Source organism: Salipiger mangrovisoli, assembly GCF_015223355.1.
Classification (GTDB): domain Bacteria; phylum Pseudomonadota; class Alphaproteobacteria; order Rhodobacterales; family Rhodobacteraceae; genus Salipiger; species Salipiger mangrovisoli.
In genome coordinates, this window is record NZ_JADFFK010000005.1 from 1 (window position 1) to 24396 (window position 24396).

Annotated in this window: 23 protein-coding genes; 11 read left to right on the forward strand and 12 right to left on the reverse strand. The window is 67.6% G+C overall.

The window, feature by feature from the left end; translation table 11 throughout:
• Positions 1-159 precede the first annotated feature (159 nt).
• On the forward strand, positions 160-1041 hold the full coding sequence (gene purU, locus IQ782_RS07930; protein ID WP_194134312.1) for a formyltetrahydrofolate deformylase: 882 nt from the start codon (positions 160-162) through the stop codon (positions 1039-1041).
• A 98-nt stretch (positions 1042-1139) separates the two neighbouring features.
• Here purU and IQ782_RS07935 read toward each other — a convergent pair whose 3' ends face one another.
• From IQ782_RS07935 to betI, 7 genes are all read right to left on the reverse strand, one after another.
• Positions 1140-1916: a MetQ/NlpA family ABC transporter substrate-binding protein gene (locus IQ782_RS07935; RefSeq protein WP_194134093.1), complete on the reverse strand. Its 777-nt coding sequence runs from the start codon at positions 1914-1916 to the stop codon at positions 1140-1142.
• Between the two features lie 36 nt (positions 1917-1952).
• Positions 1953-2627 carry a methionine ABC transporter permease gene (locus IQ782_RS07940; protein ID WP_194134094.1) on the reverse strand — a complete coding sequence of 225 codons (675 nt, stop codon included), beginning with the start codon at positions 2625-2627 and terminating at the stop codon, positions 1953-1955.
• Positions 2617-3678, reverse strand: a complete 1062-nt coding sequence (locus IQ782_RS07945; protein WP_194134095.1) for a methionine ABC transporter ATP-binding protein — start codon at positions 3676-3678, stop codon at positions 2617-2619. Before IQ782_RS07945 ends, IQ782_RS07940 begins: the two co-directional genes overlap by 11 nt.
• A 274-nt stretch (positions 3679-3952) precedes the next feature.
• Positions 3953-4804: a glycoside hydrolase family 25 protein gene (locus IQ782_RS07950; RefSeq protein ID WP_194134096.1), complete on the reverse strand. Its 852-nt coding sequence runs from the start codon at positions 4802-4804 to the stop codon at positions 3953-3955.
• A gap of 130 nt (positions 4805-4934) precedes the next feature.
• Positions 4935-6593, reverse strand: coding sequence for a choline dehydrogenase (betA, locus tag IQ782_RS07955; RefSeq protein ID WP_194134097.1), 1659 nt, complete (start codon positions 6591-6593; stop codon positions 4935-4937).
• An 11-nt stretch (positions 6594-6604) separates the two neighbouring features.
• Positions 6605-8065 (reverse strand): betaine-aldehyde dehydrogenase, encoded by a 1461-nt coding sequence (betB, locus tag IQ782_RS07960; RefSeq protein ID WP_194134098.1) that lies wholly within the window; start codon positions 8063-8065, stop codon positions 6605-6607.
• A gap of 2 nt (positions 8066-8067) precedes the next feature.
• A complete protein-coding gene (gene betI / locus IQ782_RS07965; protein ID WP_194134099.1) occupies positions 8068-8745 on the reverse strand; it encodes a transcriptional regulator BetI in 678 nt (225 codons plus the stop codon).
• 107 nt (positions 8746-8852) lie between these two features.
• On the opposite strand from betI, the gene choX reads away from it, so the two are divergent.
• The 3 genes from choX to choV all read left to right on the forward strand — a co-directional run bounded on the left by choX (position 8853) and on the right by choV (position 11716).
• Positions 8853-9773, forward strand: a complete 921-nt coding sequence (gene choX, locus IQ782_RS07970) for a choline ABC transporter substrate-binding protein (RefSeq protein ID WP_194134100.1) — start codon at positions 8853-8855, stop codon at positions 9771-9773.
• An 87-nt stretch (positions 9774-9860) separates the two neighbouring features.
• Positions 9861-10700, forward strand: a complete 840-nt coding sequence (choW, locus tag IQ782_RS07975; protein WP_194134101.1) for a choline ABC transporter permease subunit — start codon at positions 9861-9863, stop codon at positions 10698-10700.
• On the forward strand, positions 10697-11716 hold the full coding sequence (choV, locus tag IQ782_RS07980; protein WP_194134102.1) for a choline ABC transporter ATP-binding protein: 1020 nt from the start codon (positions 10697-10699) through the stop codon (positions 11714-11716). The genes choW and choV overlap by 4 nt, the downstream gene beginning before the upstream one ends.
• Positions 11717-11803: 87 nt before the next feature.
• Here choV and IQ782_RS07985 read toward each other — a convergent pair whose 3' ends face one another.
• The 5 genes from IQ782_RS07985 to IQ782_RS08005 form a co-directional block, all read right to left on the reverse strand.
• The gene (locus IQ782_RS07985) at positions 11804-12088 is read right to left on the reverse strand and encodes a hypothetical protein (protein ID WP_194134103.1); all 285 of its coding nucleotides are present in this window, start codon (positions 12086-12088) and stop codon (positions 11804-11806) included.
• Between the two features lie 115 nt (positions 12089-12203).
• The gene (locus IQ782_RS07990; RefSeq protein ID WP_194134104.1) at positions 12204-12818 is read right to left on the reverse strand and encodes an ABC-type transport auxiliary lipoprotein family protein; all 615 of its coding nucleotides are present in this window, start codon (positions 12816-12818) and stop codon (positions 12204-12206) included.
• Between the two features lie 4 nt (positions 12819-12822).
• Entirely contained in the window at positions 12823-14541 is a 1719-nt protein-coding gene (locus IQ782_RS07995; protein ID WP_194134105.1) for an MlaD family protein, read from the reverse strand.
• A gap of 2 nt (positions 14542-14543) precedes the next feature.
• Positions 14544-15359, reverse strand: coding sequence for an ATP-binding cassette domain-containing protein (locus tag IQ782_RS08000; protein ID WP_194134106.1), 816 nt, complete (start codon positions 15357-15359; stop codon positions 14544-14546).
• A complete protein-coding gene (locus IQ782_RS08005; protein ID WP_194134107.1) occupies positions 15356-16477 on the reverse strand; it encodes an ABC transporter permease in 1122 nt (373 codons plus the stop codon). The genes IQ782_RS08000 and IQ782_RS08005 overlap by 4 nt, the downstream gene beginning before the upstream one ends.
• 305 nt (positions 16478-16782) lie before the next feature.
• On the opposite strand from IQ782_RS08005, the gene IQ782_RS08010 reads away from it, so the two are divergent.
• From IQ782_RS08010 to IQ782_RS08040, 7 genes are all read left to right on the forward strand, one after another.
• Complete coding sequence (locus tag IQ782_RS08010) at positions 16783-17733, forward strand: LacI family DNA-binding transcriptional regulator (protein ID WP_194134108.1); 951 nt, start codon at positions 16783-16785, stop codon at positions 17731-17733.
• Positions 17734-17762: 29 nt separating this feature from the next.
• Positions 17763-18779, forward strand: coding sequence for an ABC transporter substrate-binding protein (locus tag IQ782_RS08015; protein WP_194134109.1), 1017 nt, complete (start codon positions 17763-17765; stop codon positions 18777-18779).
• Positions 18780-18898: 119 nt separating this feature from the next.
• Positions 18899-19720 carry an ABC transporter permease gene (locus tag IQ782_RS08020; RefSeq protein WP_194134110.1) on the forward strand — a complete coding sequence of 274 codons (822 nt, stop codon included), beginning with the start codon at positions 18899-18901 and terminating at the stop codon, positions 19718-19720.
• A gap of 4 nt (positions 19721-19724) precedes the next feature.
• Entirely contained in the window at positions 19725-20513 is a 789-nt protein-coding gene (locus IQ782_RS08025; RefSeq protein WP_240989173.1) for an ABC transporter permease, read from the forward strand.
• Entirely contained in the window at positions 20506-21519 is a 1014-nt protein-coding gene (locus tag IQ782_RS08030) for an ABC transporter ATP-binding protein (RefSeq protein WP_194134111.1), read from the forward strand. Before IQ782_RS08025 ends, IQ782_RS08030 begins: the two co-directional genes overlap by 8 nt.
• Positions 21516-22418 carry a nucleoside hydrolase gene (locus IQ782_RS08035; protein WP_194134112.1) on the forward strand — a complete coding sequence of 301 codons (903 nt, stop codon included), beginning with the start codon at positions 21516-21518 and terminating at the stop codon, positions 22416-22418. Before IQ782_RS08030 ends, IQ782_RS08035 begins: the two co-directional genes overlap by 4 nt.
• Entirely contained in the window at positions 22402-24180 is a 1779-nt protein-coding gene (locus IQ782_RS08040) for an adenine deaminase (RefSeq protein WP_194134113.1), read from the forward strand. The genes IQ782_RS08035 and IQ782_RS08040 overlap by 17 nt, the downstream gene beginning before the upstream one ends.
• Positions 24181-24396 lie beyond the last annotated feature (216 nt).

Consider the following 24396-nt stretch of genomic DNA (forward strand, 5'->3'; position numbering starts at 1 on the left):
CGCTTCCGGATGGACGTCTGGAACAGCTTCGCCCCGCACCTGCTGCACCTGCTGCAGGTCGGCGCACGTGAACTCGCCGCTGAAAGGGCCTGACACATGGGGATTTTGACCGATACCCGAACGCCCGCCACGCCGGTTGCGACCGGCGGCGCGCAGACCATGACCTTCATCCTCACCGTCTCCTGCCCGGTGCGCAGCGGCATCGTCGCGGCGATCTCGACCTACCTCGCCGAGCAGGGCTGCAACATCCACGACAGCGCGCAATTCTCGGATCTGGCGAACGACCGCTTCTTCATGCGGCTCAGCTTCAGCTCGGAGCAGGGCCGCAGCCGCGAGGCGCTGGAGCAGGGCTTCGCGGCGATCGCCGGCGCGCTGGAGATGGAGTTCGACTTCCATGACCCGCGCCGCAAGATGAAGGTGGCGATCATGGTGAGCCGCTTCGGGCACTGCCTGAACGACCTGCTCTACCGCTCGCGCATCGGTGCCCTGCCGGTGGAAATCGTCGCGGTGATCTCGAACCACCAGGACTACCAGAAGGTGGTGGTGAACCACGACATCCCCTACCACTGCATCAAGGTCACGAAGGACAACAAGCCCGAGGCCGAGGCCGAGCAGATGCGCATCCTGCGCGAGAGCGGCGCCGAGCTGGTGGTGCTGGCGCGCTACATGCAGGTGCTGAGCGACGAGATGTGCACCGAGATGTCGGGGCGGATCATCAACATCCACCACTCGTTCCTGCCGAGTTTCAAGGGCGCCAACCCCTACAAGCAGGCCTACGAGCGCGGCGTGATGCTGATCGGGGCGACGGCGCATTACGTCACCGCCGACCTCGACGAGGGGCCGATCATCGAGCAGGACGTGATCCGCGTGACCCATGCGCAGAGCGCCTCGGACTACGTGTCCTTGGGCCGCGACGTGGAAAGCCAGGTGCTGTCGCGGGCGATCCACGCGCATATCCACCGCCGGGTTTTCATCAACGGCAACAAGACCGTGGTCTTCCCGGCGAGCCCGGGCGAATACGCCTCGGAGCGCATGGGCTGACACCATCGCCGATCGGAATGAAAAAGGCCTGCCGCGTGACGCGCGGCAGGCCTTCGCTTTTCCGGACAGGGCGGGCAGGGCGCCCGCCCAACCGTTGCTTACCAGGAGGTCAGCACGGTGCCGTGGTACTTCTCTTCGATGAACGCCTTGATCTCGGGGCTGTGGTAGGCGTCGATCAGCGGCTTCACCCAGGGCTGCTCCTCGTCGCCCTGACGCACGACGATGATGTTCACGTAGGGGTTGTCGGCGCTTTCCATGGCGATCGAGTCTTCCTTGGGGTTCAGGCCCGAGGCGATCGCGTAGTTGGTATTGATCAGCGCCGCGTCGAGGTCGGCCAGCGAGCGCGGCAGCTGTGCCGCGTCGAGTTCCTGGAAGCGCATGTCCTTGGGGTTCTCGACCACGTCCAGAACGGTCGGCACGAGGCCGGTGCCCTCGGCCAGCTTGATCAGGCCAAGCTGCTGCAGCACCAGCAGGGCGCGGCCGCCGTTGGTCGGATCGTTCGGGATGCCCATGGAGCCGCCCTCGGGGAAGTCGTCCATCGAGGTGATCTTGTCCGAGTAGACGCCCATCGGGGTGGTGATGGTGGTCGCGATCGGCGCCAGCTCGAAGCCGCGGTCCTTCATCTGGTTGTCGAGGTAGGGCTCGTGCTGGAACGAGTTGGCCTCGATGTCGCCATCGGCCAGCGCCTGGTTCGGCACCACGTAGTCGGAGAATTCGACCACGTCGATGTTGAGGCCCATGGGCGCGGCGATCTTGGCCACTTCTTCCATGATCTCGGCGTGCTCGCCGGGCGAGACGCCGACCTTGATGTCTTCGGCCATCGCGGTGCCGGCGATCAGCGCCAGCGCGGAGACGAGGGGGAACATACGCTTCATGGGAAATCTCCTTCCAATTGCGTTCTTATTGTTGGTTCAGCGGCCGCGGTTGCGCGGCGCGCGCTTGTCGACCAGCCTGGCCAGCCCTTCGCCGAGGGACTGCACGAGCTGGACCAGCACGATGAGGATGACCACCACTGCCAGCATCACCTCGGGCATGAAGCGCTGGTAGCCGTAGCGGATGCCAAGATCGCCAAGGCCCTCACCGCCGACCGCGCCGACCATGGCAGAGTAGCCGATCAGGCTGACCACGGCGAGCGTCAGGCCGAGGGTGATGCCGGGCAGCGCCTCGGGCACCAGCACCTTGCGGATGATCTGGAGGGGCGTCGCGCCCATGGCGCGGGCCGCCTCGATCAGGCCGCTGTCGACCTCGCGGATGGCGTTCTCGACGAGCCGGGCGATGAAGGGCACGGCGGCGATGGTCAGCGGCACGATGGCGGCGGTGGTCCCGATCGAGGTGCCCGCGATCATCCGGGTGAAGGGGATGATCGCCACAACGAGGATGATGAAGGGCACCGAGCGCGCCGCGTTGACGATGAGTCCCAGCACCTTGTTGACCCAAGGCGAGGACAAGAGCTCGCCGCGTTGCGAGACGGCGAGGTAGACGCCGATGGGCAGGCCGAAGAGCGTGCCGAGCGCGCCCGAGATGGCGACCATGTAGAGGGTCTGAAGCGTGGCTTCGATCAGCAGGTTGATGAGGTTAGCCGACATAGCCCAGCACCTCCGTGAGCAGTTCGTGACGTTCAAGATAGGCGCGGGCCTCGGCGCCGCGGGTGGCCTCGACCGAGACCAGCAGGTTGCCGAAGGGATGCGGACCGATCTCCTCGATGGCACCGGCAAGAATGTTGACCGGGATGCCGAGCTCCGAGGTGAGCTTGGCCAGCATCGGATCGGTGGCATGGCGACCGGCGAAGGTGATGCGGATCACTTCCTGGCTTTCGCCCTGCGGACGCTCCGACATCAGTTTTCCGGCGATGAAGCTCGGCAGGGTGATGCCGGTGATGCCCGACAGGAACGAGCGGGTCGTCGGGTGCTGCGGGGCGGCAAAGACATCGTAGGTCTCGCCCGCCTCGACGATGCGGCCGCCGTCGATGACAGCCACGTGGCTGGCGATGTCGCGGACCACGGCCATCTCGTGGGTGATCAGCAGGATGGTAAGCCCGAGGTCGCGGTTGATGTCCGCCAGCAGCTTCAGCACGGTCTGCGTGGTCTCGGGGTCGAGCGCCGAGGTCGCCTCGTCCGAGAGCAGCACCTTGGGCTGGGTGGCGAGCGCACGGGCGATGCCGACGCGCTGCTTCTGCCCGCCCGAAAGCTCCGCCGGGTAGCGGGTGCTGAACTGCTCGAGGCCGACGCGGGCGATCAGGTCATCGACGCGGCGCTTGATCTCGGCACCGGGCACGCCGGCGATCTCGAGCGGCAGGGCGACGTTGCCGTAGACCGTACGCGAGCTCAACAGGTTGAAATGCTGGAAGATCATCCCGACCTCGCGCCGGATCCGGCGAAGCTCGGTGCCGCTGGCACGGCCGACATCATGCCCGGCGACGGTGACCGTGCCGGAGGTCGGTTGCTCGAGTCCGTTGACCATGCGCAGCAAGGTGGACTTGCCCGCGCCGGACCGTCCGATGATCCCGGTGATCGTGCCGGGAGCGACGTCGAGGCTGATATCCTCGAGCGCCATGACTTGACCGGAGCCCTTCTTGGCGAAGGACTTTCCCAGCTTGTCGAAGGTGATCGCGGCACCTGATGTCTTTACGTCGGCCATCCGAGTCTCTCGTTTCCGTCCGGCCTCCTCCCGCGGCGCGATAGACCGGATATGTGCCGGGGACGCAAGCCCTGCCGGGCGCTTGCAGGTGCAGGGGCGCTGTGCGGTGGAGTGTACCATGTCGGAGGGACGGGAGGGTGTTCCGGCTTGTGGCGGCGCGCACGCGGGCTGTTCGCTCCGCAGCGGGGCGGGCCGGAGGATGTTCTTTTTGCTGCGGCGAAAGGCGCGGTCAGGCCGCCGGGCGAGCGATGCCCCGTCCCGGCGGCCCGCGTTGCTACCCCTGACTGCGCGCCGCCAGCCACGCCTGCCAGTTCGCCTCGTTCCCGGCAAAGGCGTTGAGGTCCACCGAGCCGCGCACGCCGGGCACGAGGCCGGTGCCGGTGTACTGCCAGAAACTCCAGCGCTCGTCCGGATAGCGCTCGGCTGGATGCGCGGTGACCGAGCGGAGCCAGAACTCGGTGCCGCGCAGGCTCCCTAGGTCGTTGCGCGCGTAGAAGTCCGGTGTGGTGTAGATCACCGGCGCGGTGCCGTAGTGGCGTTCGACGATGCGGGAGAACTCGCGGATGCTGGCGCGCACCTCCTCGGCGGGCGGGCGGATCCGGCAGGTCGGCGAGAGGTGGTTCCACTCCATGTCGAGGATCGGCGGCAGGTCGCCGCGCCGCTTGGGGACGTTGGCGATGAACCAGGCCGCTTGCTCGCTGGCGGGGCGGCAGAAGTAGTAGAAATGATAGGCTCCCACGGGAACCCCCGCCGCACGCGCGCCCGCGGCGTTCTGCGCGAAGGCCGGGTCGAGCACATCGCCGCCCTCGGTGGCCTTGAGGTAGCCGAAACGGATGCCCGCGCCGCGCGCCGTGTGCCAGTCGATGACGCCCTGATAGCGCGCCGCGTCGAGCCCGTGCACGGGGTAGGTGGCCGGGCCGATCGTGCCCCAGTCGTGCGGCTTGCTGTCGCCAAAGCGGCGGGGGATTCCGCTGGCGCGGTTTTCGCGGACGTAGAGGGCTTGGGTTTCGCTGGGGGAAAGGGTGGCGGTGCGTGGCGCCGAACTGCCGCAACCGCCGAGGGTTGCCGCGAGTGCGACGATCAATGCGCCCGCCCTGACCCATGGTCTGGGGGATGTGGTGATCATCTTCTTGTCCTGCTCTTGCCTGAAAAGAGCGTAACGCGAATTTCGATTCACCGCATGATGTAGTTGTGCAACGTCGGGTCACGCCCAACGGGTGCGCCCGCGCCGCCGGAGGGGCAGCGCGGGGCCGGTCTCAGCGCTGCGCGCTCCGCCAGTCGGGATGAATCCACGGCTGCGCGTTGTCGCGGGGCAGGGGCTGCTTGCCGAGGATGTGGTCCGCGGCCTTCTCGCCGGTCATGATCGAGGGCGCGTTGAGGTTGCCGTTGGTGATCTGCGGGAAGATCGAACTGTCCGCCACCCGCAGCCCCTCGACGCCGATCACCCGGCACTCGGGATCGACCACCGCCATCGGGTCGGTCGCAGCCCCCATCCGGCACGAGCCGCAGGGGTGGTAGGCGCTTTCGGCATGCTCGCGGATGAAGGCATCAAGCTCTTCATCGGTCTGCACCGTGTCGCCCGGCTGGATCTCGTGGCCGCGATAGGGGGCAAAAGCCTCTTGCCCGAAAATCTCGCGCGTCAGGCGGATGCAGGTGCGGAAGTCGCTCCAGTCATCTTCATGCGACATGTAGTTGAAGAAGATGCTGGGCGCGTCCTTGGGATCCGCCGACTTCAGGGACACCGCGCCGCGCGACTTCGAGCGCATTGGTCCGACGTGGGCCTGGAAGCCGTGCCCCTCGGCCGCCGCCTTGCCGTCGTAGCGCACGGCGATGGGCAGGAAGTGGTACTGGATGTCGGGGTATTCGACGCCCGGTTTCGAGCGCACGAAGGCGCAGCTCTCGAACTGGTTCGAGGCCCCCGGACCCTTGCGGGTGAACAGCCACTGCGCGCCGACATAGGCCTTGCCGAAGAGGTTCCAGTACTTGAACAGCGACACCGGCTGCGTCGCCGCCTGCTGGATGTAGAGCTCGAGGTGGTCCTGCAGGTTCTGCCCGACGCCCGGACGGTCGGCGACGACCTCGATGCCGTGCTCCTTGAGGTGTGCGGCGGGGCCGACCCCCGACAGCAGCAGCAGCTTCGGCGAGTTGATCGAGGAGGCGGCGAGGATCACCTCGTGCGTGGCGCCGATCATCTCGATCCTGCCCTTGCGCTCGATCTCGAGGCCGGTGGCGCGACCGTTCTCGATCACCACCTTGCGGGCGAAGCCGCGCACCACCTCGACGTTGCCGGTGGCGATGGCGGGCTTGAGATAGGCCTTGTAGGCCGACCAGCGTTCGCCCTTGTGGATCGTCGCCTCGAAGGGGCCGAAGCCCTCCTGCTTCTCGCCGTTGTAGTCGTCGGTGGCTTCGTAGCCCGCCTGTACCCCGGCCTCGACGAAGGCGCGGGTGAGGGGATTGTCGCGCTTGCCGCGCGAGACATGCAGCGGGCCGGACTTGCCGCGCCAGTCGGCATCGCCGCCGTGGCCGTTCTCGTGCCAGCTTTCCATGCGCTTGTAGTAGGGCAGCACGTCGGCATAGGCCCAGCCCTGCGCGCCCATCTCTTCCCAGGTGTCGAAGTCGCGGGCGTGGCCGCGCACGTAGACCATGCCGTTGATCGAGGACGAGCCGCCCAGCACCTTGCCGCGCGGCGTGGCGAGGCGGCGTCCGCCAAGATGCGGCTCGGGCTCGGATTCGAACCCCCAGTCGTAGCGCTTCATGTTCATCGGGTAGGACAGCGCGCCGGGCATCTGGATGAAGGGCCCGGCGTCGGTGCCGCCGAACTCCACCACGATCACCTTCTTGCCCGCCTCGGCCAGCCGGTAAGCGATGGCGCAGCCCGCCGAGCCCGCGCCGACGATGACGTAATCTGCCTGCATCAAAGCCTCCCTCAGAACGGCGCTTCGGTCGGGTTCATGCCGACGTAGACCGATTTCACCTGGCTGTAGTGGGCGATGGCGGCCTTGGAGTTCTCGCGCCCGACACCCGACATCTTGGAGCCGCCGAAGGGGGCCTCCACCGGGGTCAGGTTGTAGGCGTTGATGTAGCAGGTGCCCGCCTCGAAGCCCGCCGCCATGCGGTGCGCGCGGGTAAGATCGGCGGTGAAGACCCCCGCGGCGAGGCCGAACTCGGTGGCATTGGCGCGGGTCAGCGCCTCTTCCTCGGTGGCGAATTTCAGCACCGACATGACCGGGCCGAAGATCTCCTCGCGGGCGATGGTCATCTCGTCGGTGACATCGGCGAAAAGCGTGGGCTCGATGTAGAAGCCCGCGCCGTCGATCACCTTGCCGCCCTTCACCAGCCGCGCGCCTTCCTCGATGCCCTTGGCGATGTAGCCCTCGACGATCTCGCGCTGCCGGGCCGAGACCATAGGGCCAATGGTGGTCGCCTCGTCCATCGGATCGCCGATCACGGCGTTGCCCATGCGCTCGGCGACGCGGGCCACGAACCGATCGTACAGCCCTTCCTGCACGAAGACGCGGGTGCCGTTAGAGCAGATCTGGCCAGTGGAATAGAAGTTGCCGTTGATCGCCGCCGAGACGGCGCTTTCCAGATCGGCATCGTCGAAGACGACGATGGGGGACTTGCCGCCAAGTTCCATGGTGACATGGCGCATTCCCTCGGCGGCGGCGGCATAGACCTTGCGGCCGGTGGGCACCGAGCCGGTGAGCGAGACCTTGTCGACGCGCGGGTCGGTGATCAGCGCAGCGCCGACGGCGCCATAGCCTTGGACCACGTTGAAGAGGCCCGCCGGGGCGCCCGCCTCGATCAGGATCTCGGCCAGCTTGAGTGCGGTCAGCGGGGTCATCTCGGAGGGCTTGAAGATCATCGCGTTGCCGCAGGCCAGCGCCGGGGCGGCCTTCCAGCTGGCGATCTGGATCGGGTAGTTCCAGGCGCCGATGCCGACGCAGACGCCGAGCGGCTCGCGGCGGGTGTAGACGAAATCGCCACCGGCAACGGGGATGTGCTCGCCGGTCAGCGTGCCGGCGAGGCCGCCGAAGTACTCCAGCGCGTCGGCCCCCGAGGCGGCATCGGCGATCAGCGTCTCGGACATCGGCTTGCCGGTGTCATGGGTCTCGATCTCGGACAGCGCGCGGTTGCGTTCGCGCAGCAGGTCCGCCGCCTTGCGCAGCACGCGGCCGCGCTCGGTGCCCGACAGCGCGCCCCACGCCTTCTGGGCAGCCTTGGCCGAGGCCAGCGCCTGTTCGATGATCGCCGGGGTGGCCGCGTGCAGGGTGGCAATCACCTCGCCGGTGTGCGGATAGATCACTTCGAGTTTTTCGCCTGCGGTGTCATCGACATAGGCGCCGTTGATGAAGTGGCTGCCAGCGGGTTGGAAAGCAGTGGTCATGATTACTCCTGAGGTCCTGCGAGGGGGGCCATGGGCGCCGGGTCGGCGTCCGCCATGGAGATTTCGTCGTTTTCGTGAACTTCTGTGCATTCGGCGGCGATGGCGCGCAGCACGTGCTGCGCCCCCTCCGAGCCGTCGACCGCGCCGACCGCCTCTTCCGGCGGGCGCAGCGTGCGGGTGTCGAGCGCATAGCGCAGGTAAAGCCCGTCGATCAGCCCGCCGATCCGCCGCGCCACGTCGGGAGCGCGCTCGCGAATCTTCGGGCGAAGCGCGTGCACCAGATTGCTGTGCAGGCGGCGGTGGTAGAGCGACAGCAGCCGCCGCGCTTCTTCGGAGCGGAGCGCAAGTGCATAAAAATTCACCCAGGCCGAGATCGCTTCGCGGCGGAAGCTCGTCATGCCGAAACTGGCCTGCGCGATGGCGTGCAGCCGCTCGTCGGGCGTGCGGGTTCCGGCCAGCGCCTGCGTCACGTCGGCCCGATATTCCGTGAGAATTGAACGCATTGCCGCAAGGAACAACGTGTCCTTGTCGGTGAAGTAGTGAAAGGCCAGTCCCGGCGAAACACCGGCGCTCTTGGCGATCTGGCTGGTCGTCACGTTGAGCGTGCCCGAGGCACCGATCTCGCGGATCGTCGCAGCGATCAGATCCCTGCGCCTTTCTTCCTCGGATTTGCGTGCCATGCGGGGCTCCCACAGATTTCTGGTTGCTTTTCTGGAATAGCCCGTCATTAATTGACTCGTCAATCAATAACTCAGACTTCATCACGCTAACCTCAAAAGGGGACCCTATGAAACTCATCCTGACCACCTCCGCCATCGCCCTTTGCGCCAGCGCCGCCGCTGCGGATTGCTCCAAAGTCAGATTCTCGGACGTGGGATGGACGGACATCACCGCCACCACGGCCGCGACCACGACCGTGCTGCAGGCGATGGGGTACGACACCGAGATCAGCGTGCTGTCGGTGCCGGTGACCTACGTGTCGCTGGAGGAGGGTGACATGGACGTCTTCCTCGGCAACTGGATGCCCACGATGGAGGCGGACATCGCGCCCTACCGCGAGAAGGGCACGGTGGACACGCTCCGCGCCAACCTCGAAGGGGCGAAGTACACGCTCGCCACCAATGCTGCAGGTGCCGCGCTGGGGATCAAGGATTTCGCCGACATCGCGGCGCATGCGGATGAGCTTGACGAGACCATCTACGGCATCGAGCCCGGCAACGACGGCAACCGGCTGATCATGGACATGATCGAGGCCGATGCCTTCGGGTTGAAGGACTTCGACGTCAAGGAAAGCTCGGAGCAGGGGATGCTGAGTCAGGTGTCGCGGCTGTCAAAGAAGGACGATCCCATCGTCTTCCTCGGCTGGGAGCCGCACCCGATGAATGCCAACTTCGACCTGACGTACCTGTCGGGCGGTGACGAGTGGTTTGGCCCGGATTTCGGCGGGGCCACGGTCTACACCAACACCCGCGCGGGCTATGTCGATGAGTGCCAGAATGTCGGCAAGCTTCTGGAAAACCTGGAATTCTCGTTGCAGATGGAGAACGAGATCATGGGTGCCATCCTCAACGACGGCGATAAGCCGGACGAGGCGGCCAAGGCCTGGCTCACCGCCAACCCCGCGGTGCTTGATGGCTGGCTCGACGGGGTGACCACGCTCGACGGCGCACCGGCGCTCCCGGCGGTCAAGTCCGCGCTCGGCCTCTGATCCGGACTGTTGCTCTCGGGCTCCGCGCGCTGACGCGGAGCCCAACGTGACTTCCCTAGCGACTGCTCAACAACAAGGAGCGCAGCCTTGGATTGGCTCACTTCATACAAGATACCCGTCGGCGACTTCGCGGCCTTCATCTTCGAAGGCATCCGTGACCACGCCGAGGGGCTGCTCGACCTGCTCTCCGTCGTTCTGGAAACGATGATCGAGGGCATCCTCTGGGTGCTGCAGGAACCCCACCCGTTCATCATCATTGCCGTCTTCATGCTGTTTGCCTGGCTGCTGCAGCGCAGCTGGAAGATCTGCGCCTTCGTGGCGCTCGGCTTCCTGTTCATCCTCAACCAGGGCTATTGGGAGGAAACCACCGAGAGCCTGACGCTGGTGCTCTCGGCCTGCGTCGTCTGCATGGCGATCGGCGTGCCGGTGGGCATCGCCGCCGCGCATCGGCCCCGGCTCTACGCGGTGCTGCGCCCGGTGCTCGACCTGATGCAGACCCTGCCCACCTTCGTCTACCTGATCCCGGCGATTGTCTTTTTCGGCATCGGCATGGTGCCGGGCTTGATCGCCACGGTGATCTTCGTGCTGCCCGCGCCGATCCGGCTGACGCAGCTTGGCATTTCGTCGACGCCGGAGCAGCTGACCGAGGCGGTGCGCGCCTTTGGTGGCACCAACCGCGACGTGCTGCTGAAGGCCGAACTGCCCTACGCGCTGCCGCAGATCATGGCGGGGCTCAACCAGACCATCATGCTTGCGCTGTCGATGGTGGTGATCGCCGCACTGGTGGGGGCCGACGGGCTTGGTGTGCCGGTGGTGCGCGCGCTCAACCAGGTCAACACTTCGCTCGGCTTCGAGAGTGGACTGGTGATCGTGGTGGTGGCCATACTTCTTGACCGTCTGCTGAACTGGGGGGGCGACCGCAAATGACCGTGGCCGTGAAAATCGACAATGTCTCCATCGTCTTCGGCGAGGAGCCTGAAGCCGCGCTGCCGCTGATGGACCAGGGGCTGGACCGCGCGTCGATCCAGAAGAAGACCAACCAGGTGCTCGGCGTTCACGATTGCAGCCTCGATGTCGAAGAGGGCGAGATCCTCGTGCTCATGGGGCTCTCGGGCTCGGGCAAGTCGACGCTGCTGCGCGGGATCAACGGGCTCAACCCGGTGGTGCGCGGCGGGGTCCATGTCCGCGAGGGCGCGCATATGGTCAACGTCACCGATGCCGCGCCGGCCGATCTGCGCCGTATCCGCCGCGAGCGGGTGGCCATGGTCTTCCAGCAGTTCGGTCTCTTGCCCTGGCGCTCGGTCGCCGAAAATGTCGGGCTCGGGCTGGAACTCGGCGGCATGGCCAAATCCGCCCGCCGCGCCAAGGTGATGGAACAGCTGGAGCTGGTCGGGCTGACCAACTGGGCCGACAACAAGGTCGGCGAGCTTTCGGGCGGCATGCAGCAGCGCGTCGGCCTCGCCCGCGCCTTTGCCACCGAGGCGCCGATCCTGCTCATGGACGAGCCCTTCTCGGCGCTCGACCCGCTGATCCGCAGCAAGTTGCAGGACGAACTTCTGGAACTTCAGGCCAAGCTCAAGCGCACGATCATCTTCGTCAGCCACGACCTCGACGAGGCGTTCAAGATCGGCAACCGCATCGCGATCATGGAGGGGGGGCGCATCGTGCAATGCGGCACACCGAACGAGATCGCCAGCGCGCCGGCAAATGACTACGTGGCCGAATTCGTGGCGCATTCCAATCCGCTCAGCTTCCTGCGCGCAAAGGACGTGATGCAGCCCATCGATGCCCCGGCCGAGGTCGAAGTGGACGAAGATACCCCGGTGCTCGATTTTGCCGCTGCGATGACCGCGCGCAACGCGCCGGTGGCGGTGACGCGGGCGGGGGTGCGCGTGGGCGCTGTGACCCCGGCCACGCTGCTCAAGCGGCTGGTGGACCAATAAGCGGAGCGGCGCAGCTTCGGCTGCGCCGCGTCGCATTCTGCCGCAGCCGGAAGGCAGCGCGCCGGGCGGTTGGACCGGACCCCGAGTTCAGCCCGTGTAGATCAGCAGCAGGTTCACCCGCGCCCGGTCCCTGCGCGCCTCGCGCTCGAGCAGGGCCTCGCGGCGCGCCAATTGCAGTTTCTCCAGCGCTTTCTGGCGCGCGTTGTACAGCGCGCGCACCCGCGATCCCCGGTTGCCGATCTGCACGGCAAGATGGGTGGCGCTGCCCGGGAAGAACCCGGTCACGTTGCGCTGCGCCGCGCGGAAGGCCTCGTCCGCCTCGATCCAGGCGCTGTAGGATTTCATCAAGAGCCGTCGTGATGCTGAAGCCATGCGTCTCCTCCCCAGGATGAGCCTCTGTCTCGACACACCCGCAAGTATAGGCGGCGCGGGTGCGGCTGTCAGCAACGCGAAGTGACGCAGAGGAAGATGTGAACGGTCGGGGGAATCAGCTGCCGGCTTGGACGGCCCAGGGCAGGATCTCGGCGACCATGCGCCGCGTCGCCTGGTCGAAGGCGGCCACGAGCGTCGCGGTCTCGTCATCCGTGGCGGGCTCGCGCACCTCGAAGGTGCGGCTTGCGACCACGGCGGCGTCGCGCTCGCGCACCAGTCGCAGCATCAGCCGCAAGTGGACGGAGACCGGGGCGCCGGTGCCGTAGCTCTCGGCCTGGAAATCGGTCAGCTCGCCCAGAAGCGCGTAGTCGCCCTGTGCGCCCAGCGGTGCCCGTCCGACCGAGGCAAACGCACCGGTTTCGGCAAGGCTGCGCACGAGCAGCGTCTGAAGCAGAACCGGTGTGTCGTCCGACCAGCGCGCGCCGGGAAGGTATTGCGCCTGCAACGGCGAGGGGCGGATCATGATCCGTTCGGTGCTGAGCGCGCCGCTGGCGATCGGTGGTTCGACCACCAGTTCGGCCCAGCCGCGCCGGGCCGGTGCCTCGATGGCCGGGGTCTGCAAGTCGTAGATGTCGAGCGGCTCCGAGGCGCTGCCGAGCGCCGAGATCGCGGCGCAGCCAGAGGTGCCGAGGGCAAGGGCGAGTGCGGGGAGAAGGGATCTCGGGGGCATGGCGTTACCTTCGGTATTCGGGGGCGCGGTCATCGAGGAAGAACCGGCCCGGATCGCGGCGAAGCTGGGTGGTGAGCTTGTCGAGGTTGTCGATCAGCGCGCGCGCCTCGGCGGCGAGACGGCCGAACTGCGGCAGGGCGGTGGCGCTGAAATCGCGCAGCGCGGGCCGCGCCTCGCCAACGGCGCCCTCGAGCCCGGAGAAAGCGGCGGCGGCGGAGCGGCTGGCGGCGCGCAGCTCGTCGGCAATCTCGGGGATCTGTCCCGAGACCGCGCCGACGGCGCTTTCGAGACCGGCCAGGGTCTGGCGCAGCTGCGCGGTGATCTCGGCGACCTCTTCGTTGATCACCTTGTCGGCCCCGTCAAAGGCGCGCTCGGCGGCGGAAAGCGCACGATCGCCGGTCTCCAGCGTGCCATTGAGCGCGGAGAGCGTCACATTTGCATTGGCGAAAGTCGTGCGCGCGGCCTCGAGCGTGTCTGACGCCTGACCCGCCAGCCCGTCGAGCTGCCCCGAGGCAGAGCTCAGATCGGCGCCGACGGTCTCGATGGTCTGCACGGCGGAGCGGGTGGCGCTGCGGATGTCCTCGAAGATCGCGGTCAGCTCGGCACCGGTGCTGTCACCGAAGCCACGAATGACCTTTGTGGCCTCTGCCGTGGCGGTGCGCAGCTCGGCGATCAACGCGGCGGCGTCCCCGGCCAGTAGCCCGTCAAGCCGTTGCGCCGCGCCGTCCACGCTGCGCGACGTCGCAGTCAACTCGGTCACGAGCGCGTCCACCGACGCCAGCGTGCGCTGCGCCTCGGTGAGCCGGGCGGTGGCGGCGGTGCCGGTCGCGGTGAAGGTTTCGGCCAGCGTCTCGGCCCGCGCGCTGAGTGCGGCAAAGCGGGTCTCGATCTCGGCGACGGACCCCTGAAGCTGCTCGGTGGCGGGACCGAGCCGTTCGGTGATGTAGGTTTCGGCGACCTGCGCCGTGCCGGTGCCCTGCGCCACCAGAGCGCGCGCCTCTTCCGACAGGGTGGTGATCGCACGCAGCGTTTCGCGGGCATCGGCCATCACCCCGGCGACGTCGCCGCTGAGCCCCTCGACGCTGGCGTTGAAACGGTCCATCTGGTCGGTGAAGGTCGAGACGGCACCGGTCACGCTCGAGAGATCCTGCAGGGTCTGCGACAGCTCGCCCGAGGCGATCTCGACGTTTTCGAGGATGGCCGTGACACGCCGCTGGTTCTCACCGCCCAGCGTTTGCCGCAGGTCGCGCACCAGCGCCAACGTCTCGTCGAGGATTTCAGGTCCGGATTCGGTCAGCGATTGCAGCGCAGACTGGCCCGCCTCGATCGTTGGAATCGTGTCGCCGGTCTGGTCCGACAGCAGCCTTGCGCCGGGACTGCCGGAGGAGATGCTGACGTAGCCCAACCCCGTGACACCCTGAGCCTCGATCGTGGCGACGCTGTTGCTCCGCACCGGCGTACCCGCGGCCACCTCGACGCGGACCCGCACCGTGCCATCATGCGCGGGGGACAGGCCAAGGCCGACAACCTGACCCACGGGCAGGCCGGAGAAGCGCACCTCGGAAGAGACCGACAAGCCGGAAACCGAGGGGAAGTCGATGTCGTAATAGTCGAACTGGCGATCAAGCTCGACGTTGGCAAACCACAGCAGGAAGCCGAGCAGTCCAAGGAAGCCCGCGATGGCGAAGGCTCCGACAAGCACGTAGTTGGCACGGGTTTCCATGGTCACTCAGCCTCGGGTTTCGTGTCGCTCCGGCCCGCCCCGCGCGCAAGGCGCGCCCGCGGCCCGGTGAAATATTCCTGCACCCACGGGTGATCGACCTCCAGCATCTGCGGCAGAGTGCCGGTGACCAGCACACGTTTTTCCGCCAGCACCGCGATACGGTCGCAGGTTGCATAGAGCGTGTCGAGGTCGTGGGTGACGAGAAACACGGTCAACCCGAGCGCCTCGCTCAAGGTGTTGATCAAGCTATCGAAGGCCGAGGCGCCGATCGGGTCGAGCCCGGCCGTGGGCTCGTCGAGAAAGACGATCTCGGGATCGAGCGCAAGCGCCCGAGCAAGCCCGGCGCGCTTGCGCATCCCGCCAGAGAGTTCCGAGGGGTAGGCCTCGCCGGCGCGGTAGGGCAGGCCGACGAGCGACACCTTGAGGTCGGCCAGCGCCCGGCGCAGCTCCGGCGTCAGGTCCGGGATGCGCCGCAAGGGCACCTCGACGTTCTCGCGCACGGTCAACGAGGAAAAAAGCGCGCCGTCCTGGAACATCACCCCCCAGCGCTGGTCGAGGCGTTCGCGCTCTTCGGGGGAGGCGCCGAGCACCTCGGTGCCAAAGGCCTCGATGCGTCCGGCGGCTGGCGTGTCGAGCCCGGTGATTGCCCGCAGCAGCACCGATTTTCCGGTACCAGAGCCCCCCACGACGCCGAGGATCTCGCCCCGATAGACGTCGAGGTCGAGCCCGTCATGCACCACGTGGCTGCCGAACTGGGTGCGCAGTCCACGGACTCGGATAAGGGTCTCGCGCGCGCCAGGATGCTCGGGCGTGGTCACAGGCCGACCTCGGCGAAGAAGATCGAGAACAGGGCATCGGCGACGATCACCGCGAAGATCGCCGTCACAACGGCGCTCGAGGTCATCCGCCCGAGCGATTCCGCGTCTCCCTTCACCTGCATCCCGGCATGGCAGCCCACGACGCCGATGATCAGGGCGAAGACCGGTGCCTTGATCAGCCCGGCGATGACATTGCTGATGTCGGTGTCGGCCACCAGCCGCGTGCGGAACATCGAGGGCGAGATGCCAAGCTCTATCCAGGACATCAGTGCGCCGCCGAACAGCCCCATGACGTCGGCGATCAGCCCGAGGATCGGCAGCATGAGCAGCAACGCGAGGATGCGCGGGACGAATAGCACGGTCACCGGGTCGAGCCCGAGCGTGCGCATCGCGTCGATCTCCTGCCGCATCTTCATCGACCCGATGGCGGCCGTGAAGGCCGAGGCGGTGCGGCCCGCGACGATGATCGCGGTGAGCAGAATTCCCAGCTCTCGCAGCACCGAGATGGCAATGAGGTCGACCACGAAGACCTCGGCGCCGAACTGGCGCAACTGTGTCGCGCCCTGAAAGGCAAGGACGACGCCGATCAGGAAGGCCATCAGCGAGACGATCGGCACCGCGCGCAGCCCCACGTCGTCACAATGGGCAACAAGCGCTGTCAGGCGAAATTCGCGCGGATGCAGCAACACCCGCACCAGACCCGCGACAAACATGCCAAGATATTCGAGCAATCCGCGCAGGAAGGTCACCGCCGCCACCACCCGCCGCCCGGTTGCCTCCAGCAGGGCCCGGGGCCCGGAGGCCGAAGGCGGCTCCGGCTCGGGCACCGGCAGGGCGCGCCGCACCGTGCCCAGAAGCAGCTCGGCCGCCTCGCTCGCGCCGCGGTAGCGCAGAGTGCCGCCCGCCGCGGCCACCCGTTGCTCGAATTCGGCCAGTGCCCAAGCCCCCGCGGTGTCGATCCGCGTGACGCCCGAAAGATCGATGGTGGGGCTCAACGTCGGCTCCGCCAGCTTTCCATGCAGCGCGGCGAGTTCGTGCACGGTCAGCGCGCCCGAAAGGCCAATCACCTGCCCGGCAGCTGATTCTCCGTTCTCCGTCTGCAAGCCTGTGGTGCTCATCGGCCGGTGGGCTCCCTGCGTATGGGTCTCATTTTGAAAGCTTTTGCCGCATTTCGCCAGCCCAATCAGAGCAACCGGGCAGGGCGCTTTGACGCGGCAGCCGACTGTTGCCGCTCTGCGTCAGGCTCTTCCATTGAGTGCATCAATGCGCCCGTAGACGCGGTTAGGACGACGGCGCCGCATGTGTGGCGCACGATTTTTAGGCATCAGCGCACCTGAAGCGCTTTGGGTTTGGTTAAACGTTTAATTCTTCGTTGACCGACGGAAATCTGGCTGATTAAACGTTTCACCAACGAGGGAATTGCATGACCAGCATCAAGCAGATTGCACAGGATATCGGGGTTTCGGCCGCCACGGTCTCGAATGCGCTCACCGGCAAGGGGCGGGTGTCGAAGGATCTGGCCGATCGCATCCGGGCCCGCGCCGAGGCGCTCGGCTATCGTCCGAGCAGCGCCGCCCGCGCGCTGAAGACCGGACAAAGTGGTATCCTTGGACTTGTCATGCCGGACCTTACCAACCCGTTGTTCCCGCGCATCGCGCAGAACCTGTCGATCGCCGCCGAGGCGCGTGGTCTCGGCATTCTCATCGCCGACTCGCGCGGCAGCGAGGCGCGGCAGACCGAGGCGCTTCAGCAGCTCGTGGGGCGCGGCGTCGACGGGGTGGTGATCGTGCCGCAGAAGGGCACGTCACCCTCGGCACCGGGCCTGCCGTTGGTAACGATCAATACCGCCCGCGATCCGCGCAACACGGTGTCGGCCGACCACATTGGCGGGGGAGCCCTCATCGGGGCACATATCCGCGAGCTTGGCCATCAGGACATCGTGCTGCTCGGCGGCGATCGCGTGTCGGACGTGCAGCAGGACCGGATGCGGGGCATGGCCGAGGGCCTTGGGCCGAGCATCCGGATCGCGACGGTCTGGGGCGACAACGGGCTTGCCGCGCTGCCGGAGCTCGTGCGGCAGGGCAGCAGCGCGATCCTTGCGACCTCGGACCTTCTGGCGCTTGCGGCCCTGTCGGAACTGGCGCGCGCCGGGATCTCCGTGCCCGAGGACGTCAGCCTCACAGGTTTCGACGATCTGCCCTTCGCCCCCGCCATGCACCCGGCGCTGACCACCACGGCACAGGACGTGAGTGCCATTGCCGAACACGCGCTCGAGGTGCTGACGACGCTCATCGCCGGCGGCACCCGCCCCGAAACCGGCCACGCGGTGCCGATGCGGCTGGTTCCGCGCGCCTCGACCGCCGCCCCCCGATAACCGACCCCGACCAACACGGAGTGACTGCCATGAAGACCCAACTTTCGATCCTCGCACTCGCCAGCGCCCTCGGCACCGCCGCCCATGCGGAAGACAAGACGCTGACCATCTCGGTCTATTCCTTCGCCCAGGACGAGTACAAGGAAGCGCTTTACGATCCGTTCGAGCAAATGTGCGGCTGCAAGCTGGTCGTCGAGACCGGCAACAGCGTCGAGCGCATGGCGAAGATCGAGGCGAATGCCGCCGACCCGGTGATCGACATGGCCGTCATCTCGACGCAGGACGCGCTGGCGCTGGCCCGCAAGGACCTGATCCAGCCGCTCGACAGCGCCAAGCTGAGCAACTTCGACAAGCTCTACGACAGCGCCAAGGATCCCGTCGGCGACAACATGGCGGTGGGCTATACCTACTACGCGACCTCGATCGTCTACCGCTCGGACCTCGTGGACATTGCCAGCTGGTCTGACCTGCTGGGCGAAGACGTCGCAGGACAGGTGGCGCTGCCCAACGTGACCACCACGCAGGGCCCGCTCACGCTGATGATGCTCGGCAAGTCGCTCGGCCACGAGGATGATTTCGGCCCGGTCATTTCCGAGATCGGCGCCCACGCCTCCGACATCGTGACCTTCTACTCTCGCTCGTCCGAGTTGGTGCAGCTGATGAACCAGCAGGAGGTCATCGCCGCCCCCGTCGGCCGCTTCGCCTGGGCCAGCTTCAAGGACGCGGGCCTGCCCTTCGCCTGGGCCGAGCCCGAGGAAGGCCAGGCCGGCGGCATGAACGTCATGGTGATGACCAAGGGCAATGGCAACGAGGAACTGGCCTACCAGTTCATGGACTACTGGCTGTCGACCGAAGTCCAGACCAAGATCGGCGAAATGCTGGTGGACAGCCCCGCCAACAAGGAAGTCGAGCTGAGCCCCGAAGCCGCCGACAACCTGACCTACGGCGCGGATGTCATTGAATCGCTGAACATCCTTCCGGCCGACGAAGTGCTCGACAAGCGCGAGGGCTGGGTCGAGCAGTGGAACACCGAGGTGATCCAGTAACACCCGGCACCGCACCCGGCGGGCGGCCCCGTGCCACCCCCGGAACCCGGCCATGGGCGCCTTCCATCCCCAGCGCCCATGGCCACCACCTCCGCTTCTGACAGACGGGACCGATACCCATGTTTCGCAACACGCGCGAAGGGCTGGCGCTGGCCCTTCCGGCCGCCATCTTCTCGACGCTGCTCTTCCTCGTGCCGGTGTGCATCCTGCTGTCCGAGGCGTTCCGCGCCGGCGGAAGCTGGTCGCTGCAGGGCTACATCGATTTCTTCAGCACGCCGCTCAACCGCACGGTCTTCCTGCGCACGTTGAAGCTGGGCGTGCTGGTGGCCGGGACGGCGGCGGTGATCGGCTATGCCGCGGCCTTCTGCATCGTCAACCTCGGGCCGAAGTCGCGCGGCAAGGTGTTCGGCATGGTCGTCCTGCCGCTGATGATCTCGCCCGTCGCCCGGACCTACGCCTGGATCGTCATCCTCGGCCGCACCGGCATCGTCAACGAGGCGATCACCGGGCTGGGCCTGTCGGACACGCCGCTGCGGCTGCTCTTCACCGAGACCGCCGTCTTCCTCGGCCTGCTGCAGCTCTTCCTGCCGCTGATGATCATCAGCCTCGTGTCAGCCATGGAGAACATCCCGCGCGACGTGATCCCCGCCGCCCGCGTCCTCGGCGCAAGCTGGATCGCGGTCTTCTTCAAGGTGATCCTGCCGCTGACCAAGGAAGGGCTCGTCATCGGCGGCACGCTGGTCTTCACCGGTGCGCTGACGGCCTACATCACCCCGGCGATCCTTGGCGGCTCGAAGGTGCTGATGCTGGAAACGCTGCTCTACCAGCGGGTCAACGTCAGCAACGATTTCGTCTCGGCCAGCGTCATCGCCATGATCCTCATCGTCATGTCCTTCTCGGCGAACCTGCTGCTGAAGCGCATCGCGACCGCCCGGAGCTGACCCCATGAACCCCTCCATGCGCCATCTCGCCAACTGGACGATCCTCGGGCTCACGCTCTCCTTCCTGATCGGGCCGTTCCTGATCATCATCCTCGCGGGGGCCTCGGCCACCGACTATCTTGCCTTCCCGCCCGAGGGGCTGACCCTCAAGTGGTACCTCAAGGTCTTCACCGTCGAGAGCTTCCGCGCCTCCTTCCTGCTGTCGATGGCGCTGGCGGTCTTCGGCACGCTGGCGGCGCTGCTGCTCGGGGTGCCGGCGGCCTATGCGCTGAACCGCTACGACCTGCCGGGGGCCGAGACCCTGCGCACCATCGTCGCCGCGCCGATCATCGTGCCGGGCATCATCGTCGGCCTCGCGCTCTTGCGCTACATGGTGGTGCCGACCGGGGTCACGGTGACGCTGGCACTTTTCATGGCGCATACCGCGCTGGTGCTGCCCTACGCCGTGCGTGTCGTCTCCTCGTCGATGACCAACCTGCGCGCCGACATGGAAGAGGCCGCGGTTCTGCTCGGCTGCTCGCGGCTTCAGGCCTTCACCAAGGTGGTGCTGCCGAACATCCGCGGCGGGGTGCTTGCCGCCTTCATCCTCGGCTTCGTCACCTCCTTCAACCAGGTGCCGGTCTCGCTGTTCCTCTCGGGCCCCGGGGTCCGCACCCTGCCCATCGACATGCTGGCCTACATGGAGATCACCTTCGATCCCTCCGTCGCCGCGCTCTCGGCCCTCTTGGCCTTCATGTCGCTCGCCATCGTCTACACCGCCGAACGCCTGCTGGGATTCTCTCGCTATGTCTGACGCCTTCGTCCAACTCTCCGACCTCACCCTCAGCTACGGCAAGTCGGTCGCCGTGCCGAACCTGAACCTCTCGATCCGCGAGGGCGAGCTGATTGCGCTGCTCGGCCCGTCGGGCTGCGGCAAGACCACCACGATGCGCTCGATCGCCGGGCTGCTCGCGCCCTCCGGCGGGACCATCACCATCGACGGCCGCGACGTGACCCGCGTGCCCGCCAACAAGCGCGGCATCGGGCTGGTGTTCCAAAGCTACGCGCTCTTCCCGCATCTCACCGCCTTCGAGAACGTCGCCTTCGGCCTGCGCCTGCAGAAGCTGCCCGAGGCGGAGATCCGCCAGCGCACCGAGGAAGGGCTGGCGACCGTCGGCCTGACCGGTTTCGAGAAGCGCAAGCCCGCCGAGATGTCGGGTGGCCAGCAGCAGCGCGTGGCACTGGCGCGGTCGCTGGTGATGCGGCCCAAGGTGCTGCTGCTCGACGAGCCGCTGTCGAACCTCGACGCGCGGCTGCGCCTCGAGATGCGCACCGAGTTGCAGCGGGTGCAGAAGGAGACCGGCATCACCATGGTCTTCGTCACCCACGACCAGGCCGAGGCGCTGGCGCTGGCCGACCGCATCGTGCTGATGAAGGACGGAAGGATCGAGCAGCTTGGTACGCCCGCCGACCTCTACGCCCGGCCCGAGACGGCATTTGCCGCCGAATTCATGGGCTTCGAGAACATCTTTAAAGTGGAGGGCACCGACGTGATCTCGCCCAAGGGCCGACTTCCGCTGGCGGCCAGCCCCACGAGCCCGATCCTCGCATGGCGCCCGGATGCGGTGACCGTGGGCAGCGGCCCGCACGAGGGCCGCGTCGCCGCCTGCAGCTTCGCCGGGGCGCACCGCGAGTACGTCATCGACAGCGCGCTCGGCCCGATCAAGGCCGATGCCGCCATCGCGCTGCCCGAGGTGCCGCTGGGGCAGACCATCCGCTTCGATCTGCCGCTCGCCACCGCGCGGGGCCTCGCGGCATGAGGCTCTGGGTCGACACCGACTACGGCTTCGACGACCTCTGGGCGCTGCTGCTGCTGCGCCGCTACGGGGCGACGGTCGAGGGCATTTCTCTGGTGGCGGGCAACACGCCGCTGCCGCAGGTCATCGCCAATGCGCTTGGCGCAGCGCAGGCCTACGGGCTGGATGCACCGCTGCACGCCGGGGCCGAGAAGGCGCTGGTCCGCGAAGTCGAGACCGCGCAGGAGATCCTCGGCGAGAAGGGCATGGACAGCCGTGGCCGCTTCCTGCCCGAGGTGGATCGACCGCAGCCGTCCGCCGATGCCGTCGAGGCGCTGGCCGCGTGGCTCATGCAGGACGGCCCGCGCGAGGTGCTCGCGCTGGGGCCGCTGACCAATATCGCGCTCTTGGTGCAGCGCTTCCCGGAGGCCGCCGCGCGCATCACCCGGCTCGTGTGGATGGGCGGCAGCAACGGGCCGGGCAACCATTCGCCGCTGGCCGAGTTCAACGCGCTCTGCGATCCCGAGGCGGCGGCCATCGTTGCGGGTGCGGGCCTGCCGCTCGAGGTGATCGACCTGATGATCTGCCGGCAGGCGACCTTCGGCCCAGATGACATGCCGGACACCGATCCGCTCACCGCCGACCTGCTCGGCGGCTACCTCGACATCGGGCTGAAACGCGGCCGTGCCGGCATGGCCATCTACGATCCGGTCGCGGCGCTGGCCATGGTGCGCCCCGCCGCCTTCGACTTCGCACCGCAGGACCTCTCCGTCTCGACCGAGCGGGACGAAACCTATGGCGCCACGCGCTTCACCGCCGACCCGCAGGGGCGCACGCGCCTTGCCATCGCGCCGAGAGAAGACATCGCGCGTCTCTGCCTCGACGCGCTGCGACAGGAGGCGGCCGATGGCCTTTCCGAGTGATCTCAACGACCCTGCGCTGCGCGCCCGCGCCGTGCAGGCGGCGCGCGGCGACGTGCCTTTCGACCTGCTGGTCGAGGGGGGCACGCTGCTCGACATGATCACCGGGCGCGAGCGCAAGGTGGACGTCGGCATCATCGGCCCGCTCATCGCCAGCGTCCACGCGCCCGATCCCGCGCGCCCCGCGCAGCGGCGCATCAGCGCGCGCGGCATGACCATCGTGCCGGGCTTCATCGACAGCCACATGCACGTGGAGAGCTCGATGATCACCGCCAGCGCCTATGCCGCCGCCGTGGTGCCGCGCGGCGTGACCACGGCGCTGTGGGACCCGCACGAGCTGGCCAACGTCTCCGGCGAGGACGGGCTCGCCTACGCCTGCGCGGCGGCGCGGGATCTGCCGCTGCGGCTGATGCCGCTGGTGCCGACCTGCGTGCCCTCGGCCCCCGGCTACGAGACATCAGGGGGCGATTTCACGCCCGAGACCGTGGCGCGCTGGCTGGCGCGCGCGGACACCCATGGCGCGGCCGAGCTGATGACCATGCGGCCGCTGCTCGAGGGCGACGCCCGCGTCGCGGGCATCGTGCAGGCCGGGCTCGACGCGGGCAAGCGGGTCTGCGGCCATGCCCGCGGGCTCAAGGGCAGCGATCTTGCGGGCTTTGCCGCGGCGGGAATCGAAACCGACCACGAACTGACCGGGGCGGAGGACCTGATCGCCAAGCTCGAGGCGGGTTTCACCATCGAGCTGCGCGGCTCGCACGAGCACCTGCTTCCCGAATTCGCCGAGGCCCTGACCCGGCTCGGCGAGCTGCCACAGACCGTCACCCTCTGCACCGACGACATCTTCCCCGATGACCTGCTGCGCAAGGGCGGTCTCGACGGGGTGATCCGGCTTCTGATCACCTGCGGGCTGCCGCCGGTCTGGGCCTATCGCGCCGCCACCCTCAACGCCGCGAGCCGCATCGGGCGCCCCGATCTCGGGCTTGTCGCCCCGGGCCGCCAGGCGGACCTGGTGCTGCTGACGGATGTGGAGACCGTGCGCGCCGAGGTGGTCGTCGCGAATGGCGCCGAAGTGGCGCGCGGCGGCAGGCTTTGCGCCGCGCCGGAGCCCGCGTCGGTGCCGCCTGCGCTGCGCCGGACCATGCGTCTCGATCCCGTCCGGGCGGAGGACTTCGAGGTTGCGGCCGTGGGGCCCCGCGCCCGCATCGCGACGCTCAGCAAGCCGCGTTTCCCGGTCTGGGGCGAGCGCAAGGTCGCAGTGGAGGACGGCAAGCTGGCGCTACCGGACGACATGATCCGCATGGGTATCGTCAACCGCCACGGCGCGGGCACGCCGATGCGTGTGGCGTTCCTCGAGACCTGGGGAGACTGGCGCTGCGCCTTTGCCACCACCGTCTCGCATGACAGCCACAACCTGACGGTCTTCGGCCGCTGCCCCGAGGATATGGCTGCCGCAGCCAATGCGCTGCGCGAGGCGGGGGGCGGCGTGGCCGTCGCCTCGCGCGGCAAGGTGCTGCACTGCCTGCCGCTGCCCATCGCCGGGCTGATCAGCGAGGCCCCGCTGGCCGAGATGGCGGAGAGCTTCGCCGCGCTGCGCGCCACGCTCGACGGGCTGGTCGGCTGGCAGCCGCCCTATCTGGTGTTCAAGGCGCTGTTCGGGGCTTCGCTGGTCTGCAACCCGGGGCCGCGCCTCAGCGACGTCGGTCTGGTTGACCCCTTCGAGGGGCGTGTGCTGCAAAGCTGTGTGCTCGAAGACGGGCTGAGGTGACCCGCGCCGGCAGGTCCCTGCCGGGGTCTGCCGGACCGTCTCGGAAACACCTGGAGACGTGCCGCGTGAAGCCCCGCACGCCGAGGCGCGCGGAAAAGGCCGCGGGTGCGGTCCGTCATCGCGCGGACGAGAACGCGCGCGCGCGCCGTCGGTCGTGGCTGCGGGCGCGCAGCGATGCAGTACGAGGCTTTTCCCTGTGCTTGCAGGGCCTGGTTT

Coding starts and splice junctions, on each gene's coding strand:
- purU (WP_194134312.1), top strand. CDS start 160: ATGACCTTCATCCTCACCGTCTCCTGCCCGGTGCGCAGCGGCATCGTC.
- IQ782_RS07935 (WP_194134093.1), bottom strand. CDS start 1,916: ATGAAGCGTATGTTCCCCCTCGTCTCCGCGCTGGCGCTGATCGCCGGC.
- IQ782_RS07940 (WP_194134094.1), bottom strand. CDS start 2,627: ATGTCGGCTAACCTCATCAACCTGCTGATCGAAGCCACGCTTCAGACC.
- IQ782_RS07945 (WP_194134095.1), bottom strand. CDS start 3,678: ATGGCCGACGTAAAGACATCAGGTGCCGCGATCACCTTCGACAAGCTG.
- IQ782_RS07950 (WP_194134096.1), bottom strand. CDS start 4,804: ATGATCACCACATCCCCCAGACCATGGGTCAGGGCGGGCGCATTGATC.
- betA (WP_194134097.1), bottom strand. CDS start 6,593: ATGCAGGCAGATTACGTCATCGTCGGCGCGGGCTCGGCGGGCTGCGCC.
- betB (WP_194134098.1), bottom strand. CDS start 8,065: ATGACCACTGCTTTCCAACCCGCTGGCAGCCACTTCATCAACGGCGCC.
- betI (WP_194134099.1), bottom strand. CDS start 8,745: ATGGCACGCAAATCCGAGGAAGAAAGGCGCAGGGATCTGATCGCTGCG.
- choX (WP_194134100.1), top strand. CDS start 8,853: ATGAAACTCATCCTGACCACCTCCGCCATCGCCCTTTGCGCCAGCGCC.
- choV (WP_194134102.1), top strand. CDS start 10,697: ATGACCGTGGCCGTGAAAATCGACAATGTCTCCATCGTCTTCGGCGAG.
- IQ782_RS07985 (WP_194134103.1), bottom strand. CDS start 12,088: ATGGCTTCAGCATCACGACGGCTCTTGATGAAATCCTACAGCGCCTGG.
- IQ782_RS07990 (WP_194134104.1), bottom strand. CDS start 12,818: ATGCCCCCGAGATCCCTTCTCCCCGCACTCGCCCTTGCCCTCGGCACC.
- IQ782_RS07995 (WP_194134105.1), bottom strand. CDS start 14,541: ATGGAAACCCGTGCCAACTACGTGCTTGTCGGAGCCTTCGCCATCGCG.
- IQ782_RS08005 (WP_194134107.1), bottom strand. CDS start 16,477: ATGAGCACCACAGGCTTGCAGACGGAGAACGGAGAATCAGCTGCCGGG.
- IQ782_RS08010 (WP_194134108.1), top strand. CDS start 16,783: ATGACCAGCATCAAGCAGATTGCACAGGATATCGGGGTTTCGGCCGCC.
- IQ782_RS08015 (WP_194134109.1), top strand. CDS start 17,763: ATGAAGACCCAACTTTCGATCCTCGCACTCGCCAGCGCCCTCGGCACC.
- IQ782_RS08020 (WP_194134110.1), top strand. CDS start 18,899: ATGTTTCGCAACACGCGCGAAGGGCTGGCGCTGGCCCTTCCGGCCGCC.
- IQ782_RS08025 (WP_240989173.1), top strand. CDS start 19,725: ATGAACCCCTCCATGCGCCATCTCGCCAACTGGACGATCCTCGGGCTC.
- IQ782_RS08030 (WP_194134111.1), top strand. CDS start 20,506: ATGTCTGACGCCTTCGTCCAACTCTCCGACCTCACCCTCAGCTACGGC.
- IQ782_RS08035 (WP_194134112.1), top strand. CDS start 21,516: ATGAGGCTCTGGGTCGACACCGACTACGGCTTCGACGACCTCTGGGCG.
- IQ782_RS08040 (WP_194134113.1), top strand. CDS start 22,402: ATGGCCTTTCCGAGTGATCTCAACGACCCTGCGCTGCGCGCCCGCGCC.